We start from the raw sequence: 20496 nt of genomic DNA on the forward strand, positions 1-20496 counted from the left end.
TTTTATATCTCCATCTTTTTTACCTTTACTGAATTATTGTCTCTTATAAAGGACTTAGTTATACCGTGCTTGTCTTTAAAATACAATACATAGTCTGTCATATACAAGAATTTTAATTCTCTATATACCTTTATTCCTCGTCTATTGTTTGAACTAGTATTATCGGTCTTAATAGTGTATAGCTTACCCTCTTCAAGATTAAACTTTCTAATCCTAGCAGTTTGTTGTCTATTATCCTTTATTGTTTTTAGACTTATCTCCGCCATTCTTTTAAAGTAGTCTGTATTATCAATTTTTTTATTTTTTTCTTCAGCAGGTTTCTTATTAGGTTTTTGAATCCTTCTTCTTGACCTAACTCCTAAAATCTGCTTTTGTGTAAACTTAACCTCATGCTTTTTAGTCATCATATCTGCTATAACATAGTCAGTGAATCCTTTATCAGCTAGGTCTATAACTTCCGATATTAATTCATCATTCCATTTAACATTTCTCCCAGACTTAACCAATGCTTTAAGCGATATACCCCCTAATAGCTGGTATGTAGATATAGTCGTGTTTATGATGCTAGGAGTATATCTATAACTCTTATCACCCTCAATGTCGGTCATTATTTCTGCTATTTCTTTATCGGTAAATCCTTTATGTAAGTACTTCCTAACTAACTCTATTCGTTCTCTAGTCCATTTTTTAGCCACATAAACCACCTACCTAAATATCTTTACTGGACTGTCTGTACCTAAGTGTTCCCACTTTAGATTTAAAAATTGTAAATCTGTTACAATTTCTGCACCACACGCACACCAATAAAGTTCTTTCGTATTTGTATCCCTATACGGTTTTTCGCGGTAAATATATACTTCCCCGGATTCATCCTTAGCAATCCAATTATAATAACCATCAAGCAATTTCAAGAAAATTCTCTCGTTTTTAGTTGTAGAGTTAAGGAATAGTGTTTTTTCGTGGTCAATCATATCATCCACAATGCTATAACCTGCAACCTTGTAATAATTTAGATTATTTATACTTTCTATTTCATGTAGTTCTTCCTTTAAAAACGCCATCTCATCATTATAAATTAATCCATGATTATCAAATTTATCACAATCCTTTAAATTAGACTTTAATATAATTTCGTCACCAACCTTATATCTTAGCTTAGATTTTTCTTCTTTCTTTTCCCCAGCTACTCCAGTGCTACCATATCCGTTGTCACCTCTTTTAGAATCACTTAGCTTATCCACTTCGATTATGCTAGGGTGCTCAACCTTAGATATTACCATCTGTGCGATTTTATCCCCTATGTTCACCTTGAACCTGTTGTTAGATATGTTCTGAATTATTACTCCTACTTCGTCCCTAAACCCACTATCAATAGTTGCCGGACTGTTAGGTATTCTAAGTGGTGTTTTAAGGCTGTTCCCTGATGTTGGTCTTATCTGTACATCCGTTCCATCTTCAACTTCAATCTTAAAACCTGTCAGGCATAATATTGTTTCAAATGGCTGCAATACATAGCCATCAGGATTAAGGCACTCTGTTAACTCGCCATCTTTAAAGTATTTCACCTTGCTAACATATAGGTCTGCTCCTGTATCTTCGTTCCCATGTGCGTACCTTGGTAATATTGCATTTTCTCTAACTTTTAGTACTTTTAATTCCATATTTTAATCTCCTTATCTCCTATACTTATCTCCAACTTTAAACTGCTTGTACACTTCTTTTGTGACATTTACCGATGAAACACTTCCGAATACATCTTTAACTTTTAATGTGAACGTTTCATCTAGCATTACTGGATTTTCAACCTCTTTTAACTCTCCATCAATCCATTCTTTTTGTTTTTCAAATCTGACTTCACGTGGCTGGTGTTCCTTTGATACTACCTTGCCAATATAGTTTTTTATGTCGTTTTCAGCTAACCTATAACCTGTAAAGGCACCTAGTCCAAATGTCAATATTATAGCTAAACAAATAATCGATACTATTGCTTTTCTAGCCACCTTTTCACCTCCATTTCATTCACTCTTTCAATTCTTTTAAAGTCTTCACTAACTACAGTTGCTATATAATATTTACTAGCTAGATGTATTTGATATTCCTTTAATTTGTTACTATCTTCTATTGCTTCAATAAGTAACTCTAACATTCTATCAGCAACTCTATTAAGTCTTTTCTGTCCAAAACCTTCATCCTCAAGTGCTATTAGTGGCAAGCTAAACATACTCTCTAATATTCGTGCAGAAGCTCTATTATATGCATTCTGTTTTATTTCTTCTAATTGCTCGTCTGTCACGATGTGTGCCTTTTTCTTGTCACACACTCTACTTTTGATTTTCTTCTCCTGTGTCTTGCTGGCAGGCTTTTTATTAGGTTTAAAGTTTAGTATCTTATCTAGCTTTTTAGGATTGGGTAAGTTTACACCCTTTTCCCACTCTCTTACAACCTTGACTTTTAACTGTTCTGCAAACTGGTCTTCGGATAGGGAGTAAAATTCCCTAATCTTCCGTATATTGGCCCCAGTTGATTTTTTATCAAATAAATTCATCACTTACCCCCCTGAATATTTATTATATGTTTATAATCTTAAACCTATTTCATATGCTACATTTACTGTAACTGCATTACCTGCTTGTTTATAAAGCTGTGAGTCGCTTACCCCACTCGATCTTGCTTTATCAAATGCCCAGTCAGGAAAACCTTGTAATCTCCAGCACTCTTTAGGAGTTAATTTCCTGACTCTATATTTTTCTTTGGTATTTTCAGGCATAACCACTTGCGTATCCTCTACTGAAATTATTACTCCTTGATTACATGATGTGGTTAAAGTTTGTGCAACTTTCTTGCCTACCCTACCTCGTCTAGTTTTACTGTCTGGGTACTCTAAGTTAATTGAGTCCCCCAAACATGCTTCCGAATAACCTTTTACTGTTGCTTCTTTCACTAAAATAGTAAGTTTATCTATTTTTTTCTTTTGTTTATTTTTAATAACATACGATCCGTTGGATTGTGCCTCTCCATACCTTGCTGTAATGGTATTAGTTGATTTTTCGTTTCTGTTAGGAGTTTGTTTATAACTCGATCTGATAGGAAATACCTTTCGTCCACGTTCTCCTCTAAGATGTCCAACAATGAACACTCTTTCTCTGTGTTGTGGAACTCCGTGATTTTTTGAGTTAAGCAATTGCCATTCGACATCATACCCCAACTCATCCAGCGTATAGAGGATGGTTTCAAATGTCTTTCCTTCGTCGTGTGACAATAAGTTTTTGACGTTCTCAAATAACAAAATCTGTGGTTTGATTTGTTTGGTTGCCCTAATAAGTTCAAAGAATAAAGTTCCTCGGGTATCACTAAACCCCCTTTTATGTCCTGCGATACTAAAAGCTTGGCAAGGGAATCCCCCGACCAACATATCAACTTTTCCTCTAAGTTTTCTAAATTCTTCATCTGTGATTTTTGTAATATCTTCTCCAATCAACTTTTCCTTTCCTGCGTCATATATAGCCTCATAACTTTGTCTTGCATATTTATCTTTTTCAATGTATCCTATGCAAGTGTGACCTGCTTTTTCTAAGCCTAATCTAAAACCACCTATCCCAGCGAAACAGTCTAAGAAATTCATATTTTAATCTCCTTATCTCCTGTACTTATCTCCAATTTCAAACTGCTTGTACACTTCTTTTGTGACATTTACCGATGAAACACTTCCGAATACATCTTTAACTTTTAATGTGAACGTTTCATCTAGCATTACTGGATTTTCAACCTCTTTTAACTCTCCATCAATCCATTCTTTTTGTTTTTCAAATCTAACTTCACGTGGCTGGTGTTCCTTTGATACTACCCTGCCTATATAGTTCTTTATGTCATTTTCAGCTAACCTATATCCTATATAACAACCACAAGACAGATTGATTACACAACTTAATACAGTAGCTATAACGACTTTTTTATCTATCATGCAAACACTTCCTTTTCTCCTTTTCTCTCAATCTGTAAATCATCACTTACAGATATATCAATTCCGTACTTTTCTTTTATTTCCTGATTAACTTCCCAAATGTTCATACGTCCCTGTTCAACTTCTCTTAGCAGTAAAAGAGTTCTGTCAATGAACCTATTTAATCTCTTTTTCCCGTATCCTTCTTCTGCTAATGCCAAAATTGGTAGTGACAACATAACACTAAACACCCTAGCAAATGCTAATTCACTTTGTTCTTGTCTTATAGCTTCCATTTGCTTTTCTGTCACTATGTGTACCTTTTTCTTACCAATTGGATTGGATGCTGTCTTTTTCTTCTCCTGTGGCTTGCTGGCAGGCTTTTTATTAGGTTTAAAGTTTAGTATCTTATCTAGCTTTTTAGGATTAGGTAGGTTGACCCCTTTTTCCCACTCCCTAACTAACTTAACATTTACTCCAAAAGCTTTAGCGAAATCACCATGGCTCATCTTGTTAGCTTCTCTTATCGCTCTAATCTTCTGTCCGACTTCCTTTTTCTCAAACTGATTCACATACGACACCTTTCTTTCTACTCAACTCTAAAATAATATTTTTTCAACCTATCTTCACCTATTTCTTCCACTACCTTTTGTGCGATTTCTCTTGATTCAAAAATTGGTACACTAAAGTTTATATCCCACCAAATATCATAGGTAATAAAGTTTTCAGTTTCATCAAAAGATATAACCCAATTTTCATCTTCTTTTTTAAAAGGTCTACTATACTTTTTCATAATAGCTAAAATCTTTAACCTCTCGACTTCAAATTCTGCTTCTTTTTCAGTTTTGAATACGTTGCCTATTGACAATCTTCCTTCATCATCAGTGCAACCATGCCACTCTGTCCAATCAACATACCCTTCTGTATCTATCCACCAATACCTTTCTTCTTCCGCTGGTATCCAATGACCACCATCTTGACTGTTAAGTTCTTCCTCATATGCCTTAATAGCTTCCTCTATATCCTGCTTAGCCTTACTTGATATATCATCAATTTTCTTTAAGTATTTTTCTTTTAAATCTTCCATTTTAATTGCTCCTCTTTTTTATCTACTAGCATTTCTTCTTTGGCTCTTTTATAAAAATTCTTATCAATTTCAAAGCCATAGCAGCTTCTGCCTAATTCTTTGCACGCTCTTAATGTTGCACCACTTCCACAAACTGGATCTATAACCACATCCCCCTCATCTGTGAATATTTCTATCAACTGTTTTAGAACTCCAATAGGTTTTTGAGTTGGATGTATCTTCGGGTATTCTTTTTTACTATCACGTTTCCAATTAAAGTAATTGAATACCATTTTACCCTTGCCATCTTCACCTTTCTTATTGTCCCCCCGTTATACCACAACGGATTAGACGCATAAGCGTTCTTACCTAGGTTATACGGTATATCAGCAATCACTAATTGTGCCTTGGGTATTCCATATTTCTTATAATTCTGAAAATTATCGTTGTATATTTCTATCTTAGTTTTTCTTTTGTATTCCATGTTCCCCTCCTAAAACGGTACATCGTCATCATCAACAGCATTAAACTCTGGTGGTGTAGGCTCAAACTTAGGTGTACCTGATGCCTGTCCATCATCCTTATTCTTCATGCTTTCAAGTGCTTGTATCTGCCTACCTGACACCTTTGTAAATGTCTTTTTCTCTCCGTTTTGCTCGTACCTATCAACTCTTATAGAGCCTATTACAGCCACCAATCTACCTTTAGTGCAATAGTTTGCTGCAAACTCTGCCGGACTTCCCATCAACTCGCATGGTATAAAATCTGTAGTAGTTGAACCATCCTTGTTTTTATAATCTCTATCTACAGCCAAGGTAAACCTAGCTACTGCTGTTCCTGATTGCAAATATCTTAGTTCAGGGTCAGCTGTTGTTCTTCCGACTATTGTTACGTTATTTACTGCCATTATTCTCCCTCTCTTTCTAACAACTCTTTTTATAAAATACCAACCAATGAGTTTTATTCCTTTTGTTACCTAACAAAGGTTTAAAATTTATTAACTTAAGTATTTCAGTTAGCTTTATTTGATCTTCACTCCACTTAAATATTAAGGTTCCATCTTCTTTCAATACTCTCATACATTCTTTAAAACCCTGCTTAATGTCGTCTTTCCATGTATCCTTATTTAGAACTCCATACTTTTTTGCCATCCACGATCTCTCCCCTAATTTATTTAAATGCGGCGGATCGAACACAACCATATCAAATTTATTATCAGTAAATGGTATTTTTCTAAAGTCTCCAATAATATCTGGTTTTATATTTAACTCTCGCCCATCACACAAAATATGTGATTCTGTTCGTATATCCATAAAAACTACATCAGGATTATCTTTTTCAAAGTAAAACATCTTAGAGCCACAACAAACATCTAATATTTTCATAGCTCCACCTCACTAAATCTCTATAAACTCAACGTTCCTGATGTGTAAATCAACAGTTCCATTCTCATTCTTCACCATCCTAAATTTCATAGGATCTTCAAAATCCTCTGCCAAACCAGATATTTTTATCTTAGTGTTTGTTTGTAACTTCCTGCGTTTTAACTTCTTTTCAACCCACGTTTTATCAATCACAAATCTAGTTATGCCATGTTCTTTAAGAATTTCTTTATATAGCGTTTGCCTGTAATCATATTCCCTAAATAATTCATCAGCCATACGTTCAGTATCTATCTCCTGTCCTTCCTTAACGTTGTAATAAAGCACAGATAGTGCATCCTCAACCCTAACCGGTTCAGTTCCATATGCGTTTTGTATGAAACCCTCAGATTTTCTTACAAACTTCTTAGTAAGATGTCTTTCATCTAGGACCTTTTTAGCATTTACAAAATTTGTTACAAATGCAGTATCTATTTCTTGTCTTTCACCCTGCTTATCTAGTATCCTAAGCTGCCACTCGTCATTAACCCCACTCGGCTCTACGATTATGGCATTTCTTATCCTACTGCCTGCCTGTATGCCCATATCGTTGCCTATCAGCTTCACTTGCACACAATCATCTACAACGTCTATAGAATGGTTATACAGGCTCTTATAATCTAGCATTACTACTGCTGCTTGGTTTACATCCTTATGCGTAAAGCTAACTACAGCAAGGTCACAAGAATCTAATTCAGGACTAGCTTTCATAACATTAAACAAGCATGCAGCTATCGACTGTGACGCAGTTATAAAGGCTTTATCATCATAAATAACATGGTCAGTCGATACTCTAACAATGTTATTGTTGTAGTCACTGAATTTAGCTAACCTCAAATCATCATCCCTCAATATTTTCCTTAGAATTTTTTGATAAAACACATCAATCTCAGGAGTTATAGCCTGTTCAACCTCGCTTAGTATTGGTGTACCAGCATTCTTGTCTAATACGTGTGTTATTACTTTTCTGATAATCATATTGTTTCTCCCGTCTGCCTACTTCCAACCGTAGGACTTTTTAATAATAAGCTGTCTTTCTTTTCGTTCCCTCTCTAGCCTTCCAATTTTTATATGTTTCGTCTTGGAAGTAGCCTTGGAACACTGAATCTAAATCCCTTTTCTTGTGAAATTTCTCAACCTCCACCTTGTAACTTGCGTATTTCAAACAAGTATCATGACAGTTAATCTCACGTTCAGGACACTTGTAACATGGTGATAATAAAGCCATTTCAACCTACCTTTCTAGCCTTTCAAGACGTTTATTCTTGTCCTTGCTAATTAATATATAATCACTAGCCATTTCAATAATCCTAGATCCTAAGGCTTCATCAAAATCATTAATCGTATCAGGTAACAGTTCAGTTGTAATTATCACAGGTAAATCAGCTAAATACCTAGCATTTATAACCTCATACAAGACATTTAAATCCGAATCCGTAACCCTGCCTTTTAGAAAATCATCAAGATACAGGACCTCTGCACGCTTAGCCTTATCCATCTGCCTTTGATACTCTTCCCTGTCCGTCATAGACTGTTTGACCAAAGTTATAAAAGACCTATACTCCAGATACATACACCTAACGCCTTTAGCTATTAGATTATTGACTATAGCCATTGCCAGATGTGTTTTCCCACTACCTACCTGACCCATGATTACTAGGCTTTTATTTTGCTTATAAGCCTTTGATGACACATAGTGCATGCAGGATTTTTTTATTTCTAGGTTAGCCTTGGTTTCCTCAAAATTCCCAAAGGTTTTAGACTTGAATTTTTCGCTAATTCCAGCAAACGCTATAGCCCTCTCAAGTTCTCTTTCAGCCTTGCACTTGCATGGAATCATAACCTCATGCCCATCTTCCTCAACATGGCTAACCCACTCCAAATCTTTGCAAATAGGGCATTTATACGTCTTTTCTTCCCTTGCTCCAGTCGTATTTGTCCCACTTGCCTTGTCCTTGGCTCTCTTTTCCTCGAACCTCTGAATCATTTCCCCCAGTTCCAAACATATCACCCCCAGACTTTAATTCAAATACACCAGCCCAGCTATTCAAAATACTTTGCTCTAGGATTTTTATTGTTTTGTCAATGTCATCACCTGCTAAATTTTCTAGCTTGGTTAACATAGTTTTTACAGCACGTTCAGTCAAAGGTTTTTTAATGCTTTTACGCATGATTTCAAAGTCTTTAAAGGCTTCAAGTAAGGATTCATCATTGCCATATTTAGCTAATACCAACGATTCAAAAGTAAAAGTGCGTCCTCTTCGCCCTGCACTAGGGGCGTTACAATCTTTGATTGTATTTTCTTTACTTTCCTTTACTTTACTTTTCTTTACTTTACTTTGTGTACTTTTGTCTACATTAACCCCAGTTTCTGCAACATTAACCCCAGTTTCTGTAACATTAACCCTAGTTTCTGCAACATTAACCCCAGTTTCTGTAACATTATGTTGCATTAACTCATCTGTTTTTATTATGTATTTAGCTATTAAATTTGTATTTTGCCTTCTTTCTGTAGCTGCCAAATATCTATTTTGTATGCCTTTTGATGTCAATATTCTATAAGTTTTGTACATATGATAATCAAAAAACTCTACATCTAAGGCTTTATTGACTATCCCTCTTACTATATCCTCATCAATTTGTAGAGTGTCCGATACCAAAAAACATATATCGTCATCCCACGAAAGATAATAGCCTTCTTCTCCGTATACTATCCCTAGGAGATAGATCAATACGCATATCGCATCTGATTTATATTCCCTCTTAATTTTTCTCACTTTTATATCTTCAATAAACCTAGTATCAAGAGGGAAATAATCAATCCCTGTTTTAGTTGGTCTAGCCACTACACACACCCCCATCAAAGGTGTTTTGCAACATATACACCTGCCTAGCGTAGTTGTGTATATCTTCATCATTGTAGCCAACTCTATAATGCATTAACATCTGCCATTCGAGTTTATTTATTGCTATCTCTACAGCTTTTTCATAGCTCATACCCCCACCCCTTACAAATATATTTCCAGTCCTTTTTTGGCTATATTTACTGGATATCCTATAGCCTTTTCAACCTCGCTTTTAAAGTAGTCTGCATCCGAGTTCGCACTTGATAGATGTAGCAGCGTCATAGTTTTTAATTTACTTAAATCACTAGCTTTTAGAAAATCTATGCAGTTGTGTAACTCAAAATGCGATTGGACCACTCTGTTTCTTAAAAACATCTTATCTTCAAGCGTCCTGTCAATTATTTCTTTTGAATAGTTACACTCGACTAAGAAGTGATTAACGTTTTTAAATCTATACTTAACATAATAAGTATCTGTTATATATAAGATTGTTTCTCCTGTAGGTATATGCTTTATTAAGTAACCTACATTATCTACATCATGTTCTAACTCAAAGGCTAGAACAACGAAATTACCTACCTGATAACGTGTACTAGGCGTTACAGCCCTACACCTATGATTTTGTATTGCTTTGTCTGTAAATACGCTTTCTAGGGCGTATACGTCAACCCCATTATCTACCAACTCTTTAATACCTTTTGAGTGGTCATTATGCAGATGACTAACTAGGCATCCAACAACCTTATCAATCTTATAATCTATGAACTTCAATATATCTTTATACTTGAACCCTGCGTCAAGCAATAGTATCTCGTTATTCATTTCCAAGGAGTAGCAGTTACCACTACTCCCTGAACCTAATACTTTTATCTTATTCATGGCTAGAACGGTACTACAGGATCATCCTCTAGGTTATCAAACCCATCAAACATTACCTGCCCATCATCCTTTTGAATTGTTTCTTTTTCTTTTAGATCTTCCTTTGGCACATCTTCAAAATCTGCATCTATCACCTCATTGTTGGCATTAACTTCTATTTCTTCTCTAACATTCTCGTCTACAATTTCAACTTCCCTTTCACTTGAAGTATCTTCATCACTATTTGCATACGAATCTGCAAATAACACACTTGTATCATCACTAGTATTTATATAGAATTTACAAGCCCTGTTAATTACAGTTCTGATTGCCATCTGGTCTGTAAATTGATTGTGAGCCTTACTCTTCCCGTTTGTAGCACCCATGGACCAAGCATTTCTTATCTGTGCCATATTCATTACTTCCGTATGCAATACGCCGTGTTCACCGATAATTAAAGCAAAAGCACCCTTTATGCTGTTAGTGTCTATGCTATCAAAATTCCTTTCAAACTTCTTAATCTTGATACACCCTGTGTTATAGTCAAACTCTGTTTCAAATACATCTTTATCATAGATTGCGTATCCCTTTACATCCTTAACTTCTGGTACTGCACTTTTTGTAACTGCTATAGTACCTAAATATGACCTAGACATTGTTAACTTGCTACCGTATGGTATAAAGTAACACTGGTTTTTAGCAGGTGTTAACCCCTGCACAGCCATATCAAGTAGAGATTGATATATTGATTCTTTAGTACAAGATTCAAGGACGGATTTGCCGTTCTTATCCTTAGCCTGAGATAATGTTAAATACGCAGACTTCATAGCATTTTCAACGCTATATGTTTTAGGAAGATGTAATACTCCATCATTCATATACTTGTTGATAGCGTTTAATGCACTATCAGTTATATTTTTCTCTGCTACATAACCTTTCTTGCTCTCTGTTACCTGATTACTCATTGAACTTACCTCCCAATATTTCTAAACTATCTATATCATCAGCCACTAGATTAATAACCTGTGTATCAACCTTTTCTAGCTTGATAATTGACTCCCTGTTATCTATGAATATAGGTAATCTCACATCATAATGTTTACCTATAACATCTATAATCGCTAGACCGGCATTGATTTTACTAGCAGTGTTTAAATCGCTATACGGTACTCCATCAACCATAGCCTTGCAGCACTCATTGATACCACCATTTACCTGTGTTTCAAATAGCTTAAATTCAACACCCTTGAAGTGATTGTTTATGTTGCTTTCAAGTAAACTAACCCTAGTAGTTATAAACAACTCGCACAATTCTATATCTCTTTGAATACTTGCAAGCCCCCTTACAACTTCCTTTTCCTTAGCTTCAAGTTCGTCTATCCTAGACCTTGTATTCTCGTTTATTTGAGCCTGTCCAAGCTTACTAGATAAATCCTTAATATCTTTTTTTAGAACCTCTATACTAGCCCTGTAGCCCTCTTTTTCGCTATCTACACTAGAGTTTTTTAGCACTTCCAACCTCTTTTTTATATCATCCAAAACAGTTTCATAATTACTAATATCGTGAACTTCCTGTAAAGTAAATTCAGGTTCACAAGAACAATTATTTAATGCTTCGTTTATTTTATTTAGATCTGAATTTATATTTTCTAATTCTTTCTCTTTACCCTCTATACAAGCTATAGTTTCATTTAACTGTTCTTCCTTTATCTCAATATCACCGGCTATCCTTTTCCCCTCGTTACCTATTTTTTCAAGCTTACTAGCCTTTTTACTATTGAAGCTTGAAATATATTTTTCTATCACATCATCAGCATTATCAAGAGGTCTACCACAAGTAGGGCAGTTACCTACACCATCAAGATTTTCAGGCTTGCCAGTGTATACAGTTGCATATTCTTTAGCCAGTTCATCTTTTCTATCTTTTAACCTTTTGATGTCGCTATCAAGACAATTCTTTGTAGTAATCATTGTTTTTAGTTCAGCATCATTCATTTTTTGAATTAATGTAAAATCAGCAAGCTTACCTCTTAACTCATTCTTTTTAGATAGTGCTGCATCTGTAGCATTAGATTTGATTTTCCTTATCCTACTTTCCACCTCTAACTTTTCAGCTATCAACTTGTTTATTTCATCTGAATTATCATTTATACCAGACATCTTTTCTTCAAGTTTTTTTATTTCATTTTCTTTGCCCTTTATTTCTTTTTCGATTGCTTCAACATCTACATTAACTATCATATTCTGTAGTTCAGATACCCTAGCAGGCAGTTCTTTCTTCTCGTCTGCCAACTTCTTCATACTAGCCTTTTTAGACTTTAGTAGATTGTCTACCCCCTTAGCTTCTATATCGTCCTGTATAGGTTCTATATCCTTTTCTATAGCTACCACATCAGTTACAGCTACATCACCCACTATAGACATAACCATTTCTCTAGCATCCTTCCACTTAACTTGTGTACTAAAGAATAGTGGGTTAGTTAATAGTTTAAATAGGTCCTCAGATGTAAACTTGTCCTCGATATACTTCTTATAGTCGTTCTTTTTATACAGTATATCGTCTATCTCATAATCCGTCTTATTCCCTGCATACACCTCTTCGGATGAACCTCTTTTTTTAGTCCAGTTTTCTTTATACATCTTCTTTAGGACCACTTTCATACCGTCAATATCAAAGTATCCTTCTACCTCAACATCTACCCTTAGATAGTTGTTATTCTTGTCTAGTGGCTTGATATTAAAGTCTGCCCTGTTATCACTATCCTTGTCGAATAGCAGCCATGTAAATGCATCAAATATACTAGTCTTACCAGTAGCATTAGCACCCTTTATAGTGCTTTCTAACCCGTCGAATGTAATATCAAGGCTATTAACGCCCTTAAAATTACTAATTTTTAATCTTTCCAAAGTGATTTTTTTCATTTTTCTTCTTTTCCTTTCTAAAATATGCTATAATCTATTTAAACCTTTCTGGTTTATGTTATAATCTTGGTGGTCGGATTAGTGATATTCTCCTGCCACCTATTTTCTTTTATATGAAGCTGAGTATTTCGCTTCATATTTTTTTATGGTATTTTTTACGCCAATCAGGTTAGCAACGCTCAAATAACCTTTAAACACTCCATCATTTTCCGACCACTTAACATGACTTTTTCTAAGATCCTTGGCAAGTTCAACATCTTTCCTTATAACCTTACTCACATCATCAATCACTATTAAGCCACTATCAGGAAGTAACGATATTTTAAATAGTTTAGTTGAAATACCTTCCCTTGATTGATCTAGTAAAAAGTTAAATTCATTTAGCTTTTTTTCAAGTTTAAATTTTTTCACTCTTAGATTCACTATTTCCTGTGATCTATAAGGCCTCTCCCTTTTTTCCTTTATAGCCCTATTATTTTCTAACGCCTTAAAAGATATTTCGTCACTAACACAATCAATAACAGCTTTTATTTTTTTAGTTCCATTAGGGTCAGATATTTTAATATAGCCCGGTTCAATCAACCCCATTCTAATTCCTTTTAATTCTCTATCTACACACTCCTGCGAACGTCCCATCTGGAAACATCACACTCCTAACACTTTTATCAAAACTATATATAACACCCATTTCCATTTTTTGAGCCTTTCCATGCTTGTTTATGAACATTATGTCATCACCCCAAGCCTCGCCCTCTTCTCTTACAACGCCCATATCCTCTACCCTAGTAGCCCTATCAACATTGTATGTATTAATAAACTTTTCTAATTCTTCCCTTCTCATTTTCAAATCTCCTTATATATCACTTTCTTTTTTAAAACTATAGTAATCATCTTCGCTTACTACAATATGGTCTAGTAATTCTATCCCTATGATTTTGCCTGCATCATAACATCTTTCTGTTACATCCTTATCTTCTTTAGAAGGAGTAACTACGCCGGATGGATGGTTATGTGTTATTATTACGCTATTAGCATTTACCAACAACGCTCTTTTAAATATATCTTTAGGAATTACTATTGTACAATTTGTAGTTCCCTGTGACACCAAGAACACACCGACCACCTTATTTTTAGCGTTTAGGCATACAGCCCACAACTGTTCAACATCACTTTGGACAACTCCCAAAACCTTCATTAGTTCGTGTATGTCTTCTGGGTTGCTGACCTTAGTATCAGGATAAACAACAGCTTCTTCCCTCACTAACTCAACAAACAACCCTTTTTCAGTTCTTACCTGCCTTGTCTTATATAGCACTTGCTACACCCCCAAACTCTATATCTCTCAACCTTTTTATCTCTTCCATATCCAGCGACCTGCAGAAGAAGCTAAAATCTACATCTTCCTGAGTTTTTGCATACTCTAGGAAATCTTTCTTTCTAGTAAATCCAAATTCTTTTTTTACCTTCTTCATTACTTCTTTTTCCTTAGCCTTTATTTCCTCGTTCTTTGTTACCCTCGGCATATCTAATAACCCCCTCTGCAATACTGAATAGTCAAGCAAGATTTTTGCAGACCGTTAATACAATTTAAAACTCTATGCCACTCCTCGAACTCCTCTTCATCTATGATATTGTCATAGGCTATGTTAAGCATCTTGTTGCTCTGCTCCCTAACATCATCAACATTCTTAAGTAACATTACAACTGCATGGCTTAGAGAAGTAACATCAACCTCAGGTAGCGTTTTGCCTGTTCCCTTTTTCCTTAGATGCTTATAGCAAAGAATTGGACAATCGTATAATTCAGCCATATCTACCACTATGTCATCGGGTATATTACGCCTACCACACTCATAACTAGCTATAGTTTCTGTGGCTATGTTCAGTAATTCTGCTGCCTTTTCTTGTGTTAGTCCTGACTGCTCCCTAGCCCTTTGATAAATTGATTTTTCTCTCATTTGTGATATTCTCCTTTCTTCCACCTATGTACAACTCACATTCTCAATTTGTACTAATTGTGACTGTTGTTTATACTATTTGTGTTTTATAATTTAAAATATAGTTTTGTTTACGTTAACTAATTTTCTAAAAAAAAGTAGTCTAGTGATTTATTAAGCAGCTTGCACATTTTTATCATCTCACTTTCAGTAAACTCATTTTTACCATTTTCTTTGTTGCAGTATGCTGGTTTTGACATACCTAACAGCTCTGCCATTCTATCTTGAGTGTACCCAAGTTCTGTTCTAGCACCCTTTATTCTAAGAGACCTATTCATATTATCACCCCCATCCATATGTTTTGCATTTGTTAACTTAATTATACAACACAATGTTAACAAATACAATACTTATTTTGTAAAATTCTATTATTTATTTATTGTATTGTTAACTTATATGTGAAATATAAAATATAGTTGTATAATTTATATACAAAGTATCATTTTAGGAAAGGAGGTTTCTATGAACTTCGCAATAAGATTTAAGCAACTAAGGAGAGAATTGGATTACACACAGGAAGAATTGGCGGATTTTTATAATAAAAAGTACTATACAACTTTTAATAAGTCCACAATATCACAGTATGAAAATGGTAAAAGGCTCCCGGATTTAGATACCATATCTAATTGGGCTGACTTGTTCGATGTTTCTATTGATTATTTAGCAGGTAAGACCGATATTAAAGAAATAAATAGAACTAAACCTTCTTCATTACATACTGATATTACAACAATGGCAGCACACAAGGCAGACCTGACACAAGGAATAAAAAACATTGATGGTTTAAAGGATTTGTTAAGAGAGATTGTAAAAGAAGAATTAGGTAAATAGAAAGGATATCGATATGGGTAAAAAGGTTATTCCTAATGATGAAATACTAACTAAGTTAGATGCTTTTCTAAATGAACTTGATGATGATAGGTCAAGTAAAACAAAGTATTGGATTAATGATTATATCAGGTTTCAAAAAGAAGAAATAAAGATATCGTCTAATTCTAGACACGCATATAAAAAATATAATCGTGGGGATATAATAAAGGTACACTTTGGTTTTAGGGTCGGACGTGAGTTTGGTGGTCTACACTATGCAATCGTTATAGGTGGGCACAAAAATAGAAAAAGTGATGTTCTTACTGTTATACCTCTTAAATCAGCAAAACCAAATGTAAATGTAGATTTTCTAAAAAATGGCGAGTATTATTTAGGACACAATGTTTGTGATGCAATAAATAAAAATTTAAACTTACATTTTCAAAAACTAACTGAAATCAACCTTCTATTTACAAGTAAAAAAAATACACTAGATAACTTGAAAAATGATGCTAAAGGGCTTGATGATATATTAAATAGCCTTATAAATAATATTGATAAGACCGATGATTCCCAAGATAACAGTAAAATTATAAAGGCTAGTGAATTAGTTTCTAATATTAACAATAAATTAAAGGATGAAATACTTGATATTCTATTAAAATGTAATCAACTTGGAATATTAAAAGCAAATACCCTTTTAAATTTAAAGCGACCAGCAGATTTAAGTTTTGAAGATATGAATAGATATATAAATACTATTAACAAGTCGTTGAAAGATGAATTAACATATATAGAAAAACTACTAAAAGAAAATGATAGAATGAAAGTAAACGGTAGTATCGCATTGTTAAACCAGATAACAACCATAAGTAAAATTCGAATCTATGACCCAAAAACAAAAACAGACGCTTTAAATGATATTAAGATAAGTGATGAAAATTTAAAAAATATAGATAACGAGTTAAAAAAAATGCTCATTGAATCTATTGACAAATAATGAAAAAGATGCTATATTCTTTATATAATATATTACCTGTTTCGGCAGGTACTGGAGAACATTTTATCTGTTTCGGCAGGTACTGGAATTAGGAAAGCACTATTCATTGTTTGGATAGTGCTTTTTTATTTGTTTAAATTAATTTATTTGGAGGAATTTATGAAAAAATTATTATCAACTATTTCAGCTTTATTAATCGGTGTTTCACTTGTTGCCTGTAGTGAGAAAAAAGAGCAAGTACACTATTACGATAACGATTATGTGCAGGCTGTTAAAATGGGGCTTGAGAGACGTATTAAGATAGTAGATGGGGATGAGTATAAAAACGCCCAATCACCTAATGAAAAGGATCTAATAGTTTTAAAAGGTGTTAAGGAAGAATTAAACACAGTCAACGGATTTAAGGATAAGACTTTTAACAATCCCGAACTAAAAAAGATAGCTCAGGACTACGAAAAAGCACTTACAATACAGTCTGAAAACCTACCTATAAACAATGATTTAGATAAAAGTAAGGCTTTTGAGGATGCATATAACGATAGAACAAAGATAATAATTACTCTAATAGATAAGTACGGACTAAAAATTGACAGAAATATAGAAACAGAATTTAGACAGAACGCAAATTCAGTCACTAAAAAAGATAATGTTGAATCTAAGTTAATAGATGCATTAAAAGCATCAGAATTTAAAAAATTAGAACAACAACATTACGGTGCTAACATCAAAAATACAACTGGTGAAAAATTAGGTAACTTAATTATTAACTTTAAATTAATAGATAAGGATGGCGTTACAATCGGTACAGGTCAGTATGCTAATACAACTGAATGGGCACCAGACGAAGTTAAAAGTATAGATTTCTATACAACATCAAAAAAGAACTTTGAAAAAATAGAATTTAGCATACAGCAATTATAACCAAGATATTACGGGCAGGGTGATTCCTTGCCCTATAAAAAACGAGCATAAAGAACATATGTTTTTTATTTTTTTTAGCATCTTAAAGAACGTATGTTTATTTTGGAAAGGAGCATACATGGAAAACACATCTACTACACTAGAAGATCTATACAAATTTATAGATGATAATGATATAGCTTTAGAATACATACCTAGCCTAAAAGAGAAATATAACCTTGATGGACTATTCTCTACCGCATTAGATAAAAATATTATCCTACTAGATTCTAGCTTAGAAAAGGACACCAAACAACATATATCCGTCCTAGCAGAAGAATGTGGTCACTACTCCACATCATACGGCAATAATATCAAAAATATAGATAGCTACAACACTAAGGTGTTAATAGAAAAATGTGAGCTAAAAGCAGATAAATGGAAGTGTAAATTCATAATTCCAGATGCTTTATTAAGAGCAAAGCTACTAGAACATAATAGCTTATTAGAAGTCGCTACGGACCTGCACATAGATATTGATATCGTTATTAATAGATTAACCTATCTATCACATCAAAGCCCTAGATACTGGCTATCAGACAATATATACATAAATCTAACATCGCTACCTAACCTACATAAGGTTGATATAAATAATAAATAATTTAGGAGGAATAAAACAATGAAAAAACTATCATCAAGAGAATTTAATAACTACCTACAGGAGAATTTATCTAACTACCCTATTTTTTGCGACAAGGCATTAGAATACCAACAAGCAAAAAATAACAAAAGAAAAAAACAATGGTCAGAATCTAAGGTTCAAAGAGAAGCAATTAATATGTGGAATATGACAGCAGATAATATATATAACCAATTACTAGTAGCATCTAAGCAAGATAACAAGCCTCTACTAGCCTATATACAAGCTTATGACATACTAGACAATATAAATGATTCACTATCAGATGTAGACTTTACAGAGGAGAATTAAGAGGTGCATTATGGATAATAACAGTGATATAAGAGTAGCGATATATATTAGGGTTAGTACCCTATACCAGATAGATAAAGACTCCTTACCTATGCAGCGTGAGGACCTAACTAACTATTGTAAATATATCTTTAATACAGAAGACTATGAGATATTTGAGGACGCCGGATATTCAGGCAAAAATACAGGTAGACCAGCCTACCAAGAAATGATGTTAAAAATCAGAAAGAAACAGTTTACACATCTGCTTGTATGGAAAATAGACCGTATATCTCGTAACCTACTAGATTTCTCTAATATGTACGAAGAATTAAATAAGTACAACGTAACATTCATATCTAAAAACGAGCAGTTCGACACATCCTCAGCTATGGGCGAGGCTATGCTTAAGATTATATTAGTGTTTGCAGAATTAGAACGTAAGCTTACATCAGAAAGAGTATCTTCAACTATGATTTCAAGGGCTACAAAGGGTCTATGGAACGGTGCAAATGTTCCACTGGGTTATAAGTGGAATGAAGAAAAGAAATACCCTAGCCCAGATGAAAAAGAAGCTAAGGTAGTACAATATATATACTCTACCTATATTCAATGTAAATCTTGTTCCAAGGTATCTAAAATCCTTAACGAAGAAGATATACCAACTAAAAGAGGTGGAAAATGGACATCTAAAACAGTTAACGACATACTAAGAAACCCTTTTTACAAAGGGACTTATAGATATAACTACAAAGAATCTGCAAGAGGTAAAAAGAAAGATGAAAGCGAGTGGATTGTTATAGACAATAACCATGAAGCAATTATTGATAAAGCTATATGGCAACTAGCTAATGAAACATTAGACACAAATGCCGGACTTGTAGGGAGAAGATATGTAGGTAAAATACATACACATATCTTTTCACGCAAGCTAGTATGTAGCAAATGTAAAAGTGGTTACAACGCATCTAAAGATACAATGAGAGAAAACGGGTATACACCTTCGAAATATGTATGTTCAGGTAAAGTTCGTAAATTTATTTGTGATGCAAAATTAGTTTCTGATGTGGTGCTAGGACCTTTTGTTCTAACGCTTATTAAGAATATCATTCTAGCAGGTAATATGTGTATTGACACAACAGATGAATTAGAAGATATATTATTAGATGGTTCACCATTTGAAGATGTTTTATCTATAAATCAAGAGGACTTAGAGATGTTATATGTAGCCTTGTATAAAGTTCCTACACAAAAATCTAACATAACCTACAGCCACATCAAAGATAAGCAGCCTAAGAGTTTAGAAGACCAAGAGAATGAATATGTAAAAAAACGTATAGAGAAATTCAAAAAAGAAAAAACAAAATATATAAATGCCCTAGAAAGACTAGAGGAGCTATATATGTTTTCGGAAGAAGGAATTAGCAAGGTTGACTATGTAATAAAGAAAAAAGAATATGAAAGCAAATTAAATAATTCAGAAGAAAACTTAAAACAGTTTTACAGGATGAATGACACAGAAAAAAATATACAAGATATGACATTTATATTAAATTATGAGAACATTATATTTAACAGGGCTATGAACGATAACAATGAGCTAGATTTTAAAATGCTAATGACAAATGTAAACAACAAAGTGGTAAAAGACCTAATAGATATGGTTATTAAAAATATATACATGAATGATAAAGCTGTTGATATTATTGAGTTTCAGAATGGTTTAGCATTACATTTTAACTATTAATATCGTAGTTGCGTAGA

Annotated in this window: 32 protein-coding genes; 6 read left to right on the forward strand and 26 right to left on the reverse strand. The window is 33.8% G+C overall.

Features of this window, described 5'->3' with window-relative positions:
* Nucleotides 1–2: 2 nt before the first annotated feature.
* The 26 genes from F823_RS0101745 to F823_RS0101875 form a co-directional block, all read right to left on the reverse strand.
* Nucleotides 3–695 carry a hypothetical protein gene (locus F823_RS0101745; RefSeq protein ID WP_019595306.1) on the reverse strand — a complete coding sequence of 231 codons (693 nt, stop codon included), beginning with the start codon at nt 693–695 and terminating at the stop codon, nt 3–5.
* A 9-nt stretch (nt 696–704) separates the two neighbouring features.
* Nucleotides 705–1661 (reverse strand): dUTP diphosphatase, encoded by a 957-nt coding sequence (dut, locus tag F823_RS0101750; protein WP_002845660.1) that lies wholly within the window; start codon nt 1659–1661, stop codon nt 705–707.
* 12 nt (nt 1662–1673) lie between these two features.
* The gene (locus F823_RS0101755) at nt 1674–2000 is read right to left on the reverse strand and encodes a hypothetical protein (protein WP_002845661.1); all 327 of its coding nucleotides are present in this window, start codon (nt 1998–2000) and stop codon (nt 1674–1676) included.
* On the reverse strand, nt 1982–2545 hold the full coding sequence (locus F823_RS0101760; protein WP_002845662.1) for a helix-turn-helix domain-containing protein: 564 nt from the start codon (nt 2543–2545) through the stop codon (nt 1982–1984). The genes F823_RS0101755 and F823_RS0101760 overlap by 19 nt, the downstream gene beginning before the upstream one ends.
* Nucleotides 2546–2575: 30 nt before the next feature.
* A complete protein-coding gene (locus tag F823_RS10485) occupies nt 2576–3622 on the reverse strand; it encodes a DNA cytosine methyltransferase (protein ID WP_002845663.1) in 1047 nt (348 codons plus the stop codon).
* A 12-nt stretch (nt 3623–3634) separates the two neighbouring features.
* Complete coding sequence (locus tag F823_RS0101775; RefSeq protein ID WP_019595307.1) at nt 3635–3961, reverse strand: hypothetical protein; 327 nt, start codon at nt 3959–3961, stop codon at nt 3635–3637.
* Complete coding sequence (locus F823_RS0101780) at nt 3958–4512, reverse strand: helix-turn-helix domain-containing protein (protein WP_002845666.1); 555 nt, start codon at nt 4510–4512, stop codon at nt 3958–3960. The genes F823_RS0101775 and F823_RS0101780 overlap by 4 nt, the downstream gene beginning before the upstream one ends.
* A gap of 17 nt (nt 4513–4529) precedes the next feature.
* Nucleotides 4530–5027 (reverse strand): hypothetical protein, encoded by a 498-nt coding sequence (locus F823_RS0101785; protein ID WP_002845668.1) that lies wholly within the window; start codon nt 5025–5027, stop codon nt 4530–4532.
* On the reverse strand, nt 5015–5299 hold the full coding sequence (locus F823_RS11450) for a DNA methyltransferase (RefSeq protein WP_002845669.1): 285 nt from the start codon (nt 5297–5299) through the stop codon (nt 5015–5017). The genes F823_RS0101785 and F823_RS11450 overlap by 13 nt, the downstream gene beginning before the upstream one ends.
* A complete protein-coding gene (locus F823_RS11455; protein WP_026333313.1) occupies nt 5212–5490 on the reverse strand; it encodes a hypothetical protein in 279 nt (92 codons plus the stop codon). The genes F823_RS11450 and F823_RS11455 overlap by 88 nt, the downstream gene beginning before the upstream one ends.
* Before the next feature lie 9 nt (nt 5491–5499).
* On the reverse strand, nt 5500–5913 hold the full coding sequence (locus F823_RS0101800; protein WP_002845671.1) for a single-stranded DNA-binding protein: 414 nt from the start codon (nt 5911–5913) through the stop codon (nt 5500–5502).
* Nucleotides 5914–5929: 16 nt separating this feature from the next.
* Nucleotides 5930–6391: a class I SAM-dependent methyltransferase gene (locus tag F823_RS0101805; protein ID WP_002845673.1), complete on the reverse strand. Its 462-nt coding sequence runs from the start codon at nt 6389–6391 to the stop codon at nt 5930–5932.
* A gap of 12 nt (nt 6392–6403) precedes the next feature.
* Nucleotides 6404–7405: a nucleoid-associated protein gene (locus tag F823_RS0101810; RefSeq protein ID WP_002845674.1), complete on the reverse strand. Its 1002-nt coding sequence runs from the start codon at nt 7403–7405 to the stop codon at nt 6404–6406.
* Nucleotides 7406–7445: 40 nt separating this feature from the next.
* The gene (locus F823_RS0101815; RefSeq protein ID WP_002845676.1) at nt 7446–7655 is read right to left on the reverse strand and encodes a hypothetical protein; all 210 of its coding nucleotides are present in this window, start codon (nt 7653–7655) and stop codon (nt 7446–7448) included.
* A 6-nt stretch (nt 7656–7661) separates the two neighbouring features.
* On the reverse strand, nt 7662–8429 hold the full coding sequence (locus F823_RS0101820) for an ATP-binding protein (protein ID WP_144019821.1): 768 nt from the start codon (nt 8427–8429) through the stop codon (nt 7662–7664).
* Nucleotides 8329–9273: a DUF4373 domain-containing protein gene (locus tag F823_RS0101825; RefSeq protein ID WP_002845678.1), complete on the reverse strand. Its 945-nt coding sequence runs from the start codon at nt 9271–9273 to the stop codon at nt 8329–8331. The genes F823_RS0101820 and F823_RS0101825 overlap by 101 nt, the downstream gene beginning before the upstream one ends.
* Entirely contained in the window at nt 9266–9424 is a 159-nt protein-coding gene (locus F823_RS11125) for a hypothetical protein (protein WP_002845679.1), read from the reverse strand. Before F823_RS11125 ends, F823_RS0101825 begins: the two co-directional genes overlap by 8 nt.
* 11 nt (nt 9425–9435) lie before the next feature.
* Nucleotides 9436–10152: an MBL fold metallo-hydrolase gene (locus F823_RS0101835; RefSeq protein WP_002845680.1), complete on the reverse strand. Its 717-nt coding sequence runs from the start codon at nt 10150–10152 to the stop codon at nt 9436–9438.
* Between the two features lie 2 nt (nt 10153–10154).
* Nucleotides 10155–11096: a recombinase RecT gene (locus tag F823_RS0101840; RefSeq protein ID WP_019595309.1), complete on the reverse strand. Its 942-nt coding sequence runs from the start codon at nt 11094–11096 to the stop codon at nt 10155–10157.
* The gene (locus F823_RS0101845; RefSeq protein ID WP_019595310.1) at nt 11089–13053 is read right to left on the reverse strand and encodes an AAA family ATPase; all 1965 of its coding nucleotides are present in this window, start codon (nt 13051–13053) and stop codon (nt 11089–11091) included. Before F823_RS0101845 ends, F823_RS0101840 begins: the two co-directional genes overlap by 8 nt.
* Before the next feature lie 99 nt (nt 13054–13152).
* Complete coding sequence (locus F823_RS0101850) at nt 13153–13689, reverse strand: hypothetical protein (protein ID WP_242831484.1); 537 nt, start codon at nt 13687–13689, stop codon at nt 13153–13155.
* Nucleotides 13661–13894, reverse strand: coding sequence for a hypothetical protein (locus F823_RS0101855; RefSeq protein ID WP_002845686.1), 234 nt, complete (start codon nt 13892–13894; stop codon nt 13661–13663). Before F823_RS0101855 ends, F823_RS0101850 begins: the two co-directional genes overlap by 29 nt.
* A 12-nt stretch (nt 13895–13906) precedes the next feature.
* Nucleotides 13907–14368 carry a JAB domain-containing protein gene (locus F823_RS0101860; protein ID WP_002845687.1) on the reverse strand — a complete coding sequence of 154 codons (462 nt, stop codon included), beginning with the start codon at nt 14366–14368 and terminating at the stop codon, nt 13907–13909.
* Nucleotides 14358–14576 (reverse strand): hypothetical protein, encoded by a 219-nt coding sequence (locus tag F823_RS0101865; protein ID WP_002845688.1) that lies wholly within the window; start codon nt 14574–14576, stop codon nt 14358–14360. The genes F823_RS0101860 and F823_RS0101865 overlap by 11 nt, the downstream gene beginning before the upstream one ends.
* Before the next feature lie 2 nt (nt 14577–14578).
* Nucleotides 14579–15010 (reverse strand): helix-turn-helix domain-containing protein, encoded by a 432-nt coding sequence (locus F823_RS0101870; protein ID WP_002845689.1) that lies wholly within the window; start codon nt 15008–15010, stop codon nt 14579–14581.
* Nucleotides 15011–15129: 119 nt separating this feature from the next.
* The gene (locus F823_RS0101875; RefSeq protein ID WP_019595312.1) at nt 15130–15327 is read right to left on the reverse strand and encodes a helix-turn-helix transcriptional regulator; all 198 of its coding nucleotides are present in this window, start codon (nt 15325–15327) and stop codon (nt 15130–15132) included.
* A 184-nt stretch (nt 15328–15511) separates the two neighbouring features.
* Here F823_RS0101875 and F823_RS0101880 point away from each other — a divergent pair, with 184 nt between their 5' ends.
* The 6 genes from F823_RS0101880 to F823_RS0101905 all read left to right on the forward strand — a co-directional run bounded on the left by F823_RS0101880 (nt 15512) and on the right by F823_RS0101905 (nt 20479).
* Nucleotides 15512–15880, forward strand: a complete 369-nt coding sequence (locus F823_RS0101880) for a helix-turn-helix domain-containing protein (RefSeq protein ID WP_002845691.1) — start codon at nt 15512–15514, stop codon at nt 15878–15880.
* Nucleotides 15881–15893: 13 nt separating this feature from the next.
* Nucleotides 15894–16859, forward strand: coding sequence for a hypothetical protein (locus tag F823_RS0101885; protein ID WP_002845692.1), 966 nt, complete (start codon nt 15894–15896; stop codon nt 16857–16859).
* Nucleotides 16860–17018: 159 nt separating this feature from the next.
* Nucleotides 17019–17780: an FxLYD domain-containing protein gene (locus F823_RS0101890; RefSeq protein WP_002845693.1), complete on the forward strand. Its 762-nt coding sequence runs from the start codon at nt 17019–17021 to the stop codon at nt 17778–17780.
* Nucleotides 17781–17898: 118 nt separating this feature from the next.
* Nucleotides 17899–18423 (forward strand): ImmA/IrrE family metallo-endopeptidase, encoded by a 525-nt coding sequence (locus F823_RS0101895; protein ID WP_019595313.1) that lies wholly within the window; start codon nt 17899–17901, stop codon nt 18421–18423.
* Nucleotides 18424–18441: 18 nt separating this feature from the next.
* A complete protein-coding gene (locus F823_RS0101900) occupies nt 18442–18753 on the forward strand; it encodes a hypothetical protein (RefSeq protein WP_002845695.1) in 312 nt (103 codons plus the stop codon).
* Nucleotides 18754–18763: 10 nt separating this feature from the next.
* Nucleotides 18764–20479, forward strand: a complete 1716-nt coding sequence (locus F823_RS0101905; protein WP_002845702.1) for a recombinase family protein — start codon at nt 18764–18766, stop codon at nt 20477–20479.
* Nucleotides 20480–20496 lie beyond the last annotated feature (17 nt).

It is taken from the genome of Peptostreptococcus anaerobius VPI 4330 = DSM 2949 (assembly GCF_000381525.1).
GTDB classification, from domain to species: domain Bacteria; phylum Bacillota; class Clostridia; order Peptostreptococcales; family Peptostreptococcaceae; genus Peptostreptococcus; species Peptostreptococcus anaerobius.

Excerpts from the sequence above, each read along its gene's own strand:
- F823_RS0101890 (WP_002845693.1), top strand. The coding sequence starts at position 17,019 with ATGAAAAAATTATTATCAACTATTTCAGCTTTATTAATCGGTGTTTCA.
- F823_RS11455 (WP_026333313.1), bottom strand. The coding sequence starts at position 5,490 with ATGGAATACAAAAGAAAAACTAAGATAGAAATATACAACGATAATTTT.
- F823_RS0101815 (WP_002845676.1), bottom strand. The coding sequence starts at position 7,655 with ATGGCTTTATTATCACCATGTTACAAGTGTCCTGAACGTGAGATTAAC.
- F823_RS0101835 (WP_002845680.1), bottom strand. The coding sequence starts at position 10,152 with ATGAATAAGATAAAAGTATTAGGTTCAGGGAGTAGTGGTAACTGCTAC.
- F823_RS0101855 (WP_002845686.1), bottom strand. The coding sequence starts at position 13,894 with ATGAGAAGGGAAGAATTAGAAAAGTTTATTAATACATACAATGTTGAT.
- F823_RS0101865 (WP_002845688.1), bottom strand. The coding sequence starts at position 14,576 with ATGCCGAGGGTAACAAAGAACGAGGAAATAAAGGCTAAGGAAAAAGAA.
- F823_RS10485 (WP_002845663.1), bottom strand. The coding sequence starts at position 3,622 with ATGAATTTCTTAGACTGTTTCGCTGGGATAGGTGGTTTTAGATTAGGC.
- F823_RS0101845 (WP_019595310.1), bottom strand. The coding sequence starts at position 13,053 with ATGAAAAAAATCACTTTGGAAAGATTAAAAATTAGTAATTTTAAGGGC.
- F823_RS0101800 (WP_002845671.1), bottom strand. The coding sequence starts at position 5,913 with ATGGCAGTAAATAACGTAACAATAGTCGGAAGAACAACAGCTGACCCT.
- F823_RS0101885 (WP_002845692.1), top strand. The coding sequence starts at position 15,894 with ATGGGTAAAAAGGTTATTCCTAATGATGAAATACTAACTAAGTTAGAT.
- F823_RS0101810 (WP_002845674.1), bottom strand. The coding sequence starts at position 7,405 with ATGATTATCAGAAAAGTAATAACACACGTATTAGACAAGAATGCTGGT.
- dut (WP_002845660.1), bottom strand. The coding sequence starts at position 1,661 with ATGGAATTAAAAGTACTAAAAGTTAGAGAAAATGCAATATTACCAAGG.
- F823_RS11125 (WP_002845679.1), bottom strand. The coding sequence starts at position 9,424 with ATGAGCTATGAAAAAGCTGTAGAGATAGCAATAAATAAACTCGAATGG.
- F823_RS0101850 (WP_242831484.1), bottom strand. The coding sequence starts at position 13,689 with ATGGGACGTTCGCAGGAGTGTGTAGATAGAGAATTAAAAGGAATTAGA.
- F823_RS0101840 (WP_019595309.1), bottom strand. The coding sequence starts at position 11,096 with ATGAGTAATCAGGTAACAGAGAGCAAGAAAGGTTATGTAGCAGAGAAA.
- F823_RS0101905 (WP_002845702.1), top strand. The coding sequence starts at position 18,764 with ATGGATAATAACAGTGATATAAGAGTAGCGATATATATTAGGGTTAGT.
- F823_RS0101775 (WP_019595307.1), bottom strand. The coding sequence starts at position 3,961 with ATGATAGATAAAAAAGTCGTTATAGCTACTGTATTAAGTTGTGTAATC.
- F823_RS0101880 (WP_002845691.1), top strand. The coding sequence starts at position 15,512 with ATGAACTTCGCAATAAGATTTAAGCAACTAAGGAGAGAATTGGATTAC.
- F823_RS0101785 (WP_002845668.1), bottom strand. The coding sequence starts at position 5,027 with ATGGAAGATTTAAAAGAAAAATACTTAAAGAAAATTGATGATATATCA.
- F823_RS0101870 (WP_002845689.1), bottom strand. The coding sequence starts at position 15,010 with ATGAGAGAAAAATCAATTTATCAAAGGGCTAGGGAGCAGTCAGGACTA.
- F823_RS0101895 (WP_019595313.1), top strand. The coding sequence starts at position 17,899 with ATGGAAAACACATCTACTACACTAGAAGATCTATACAAATTTATAGAT.
- F823_RS0101760 (WP_002845662.1), bottom strand. The coding sequence starts at position 2,545 with ATGAATTTATTTGATAAAAAATCAACTGGGGCCAATATACGGAAGATT.
- F823_RS0101875 (WP_019595312.1), bottom strand. The coding sequence starts at position 15,327 with ATGAATAGGTCTCTTAGAATAAAGGGTGCTAGAACAGAACTTGGGTAC.
- F823_RS0101900 (WP_002845695.1), top strand. The coding sequence starts at position 18,442 with ATGAAAAAACTATCATCAAGAGAATTTAATAACTACCTACAGGAGAAT.
- F823_RS0101805 (WP_002845673.1), bottom strand. The coding sequence starts at position 6,391 with ATGAAAATATTAGATGTTTGTTGTGGCTCTAAGATGTTTTACTTTGAA.
- F823_RS11450 (WP_002845669.1), bottom strand. The coding sequence starts at position 5,299 with ATGGTATTCAATTACTTTAATTGGAAACGTGATAGTAAAAAAGAATAC.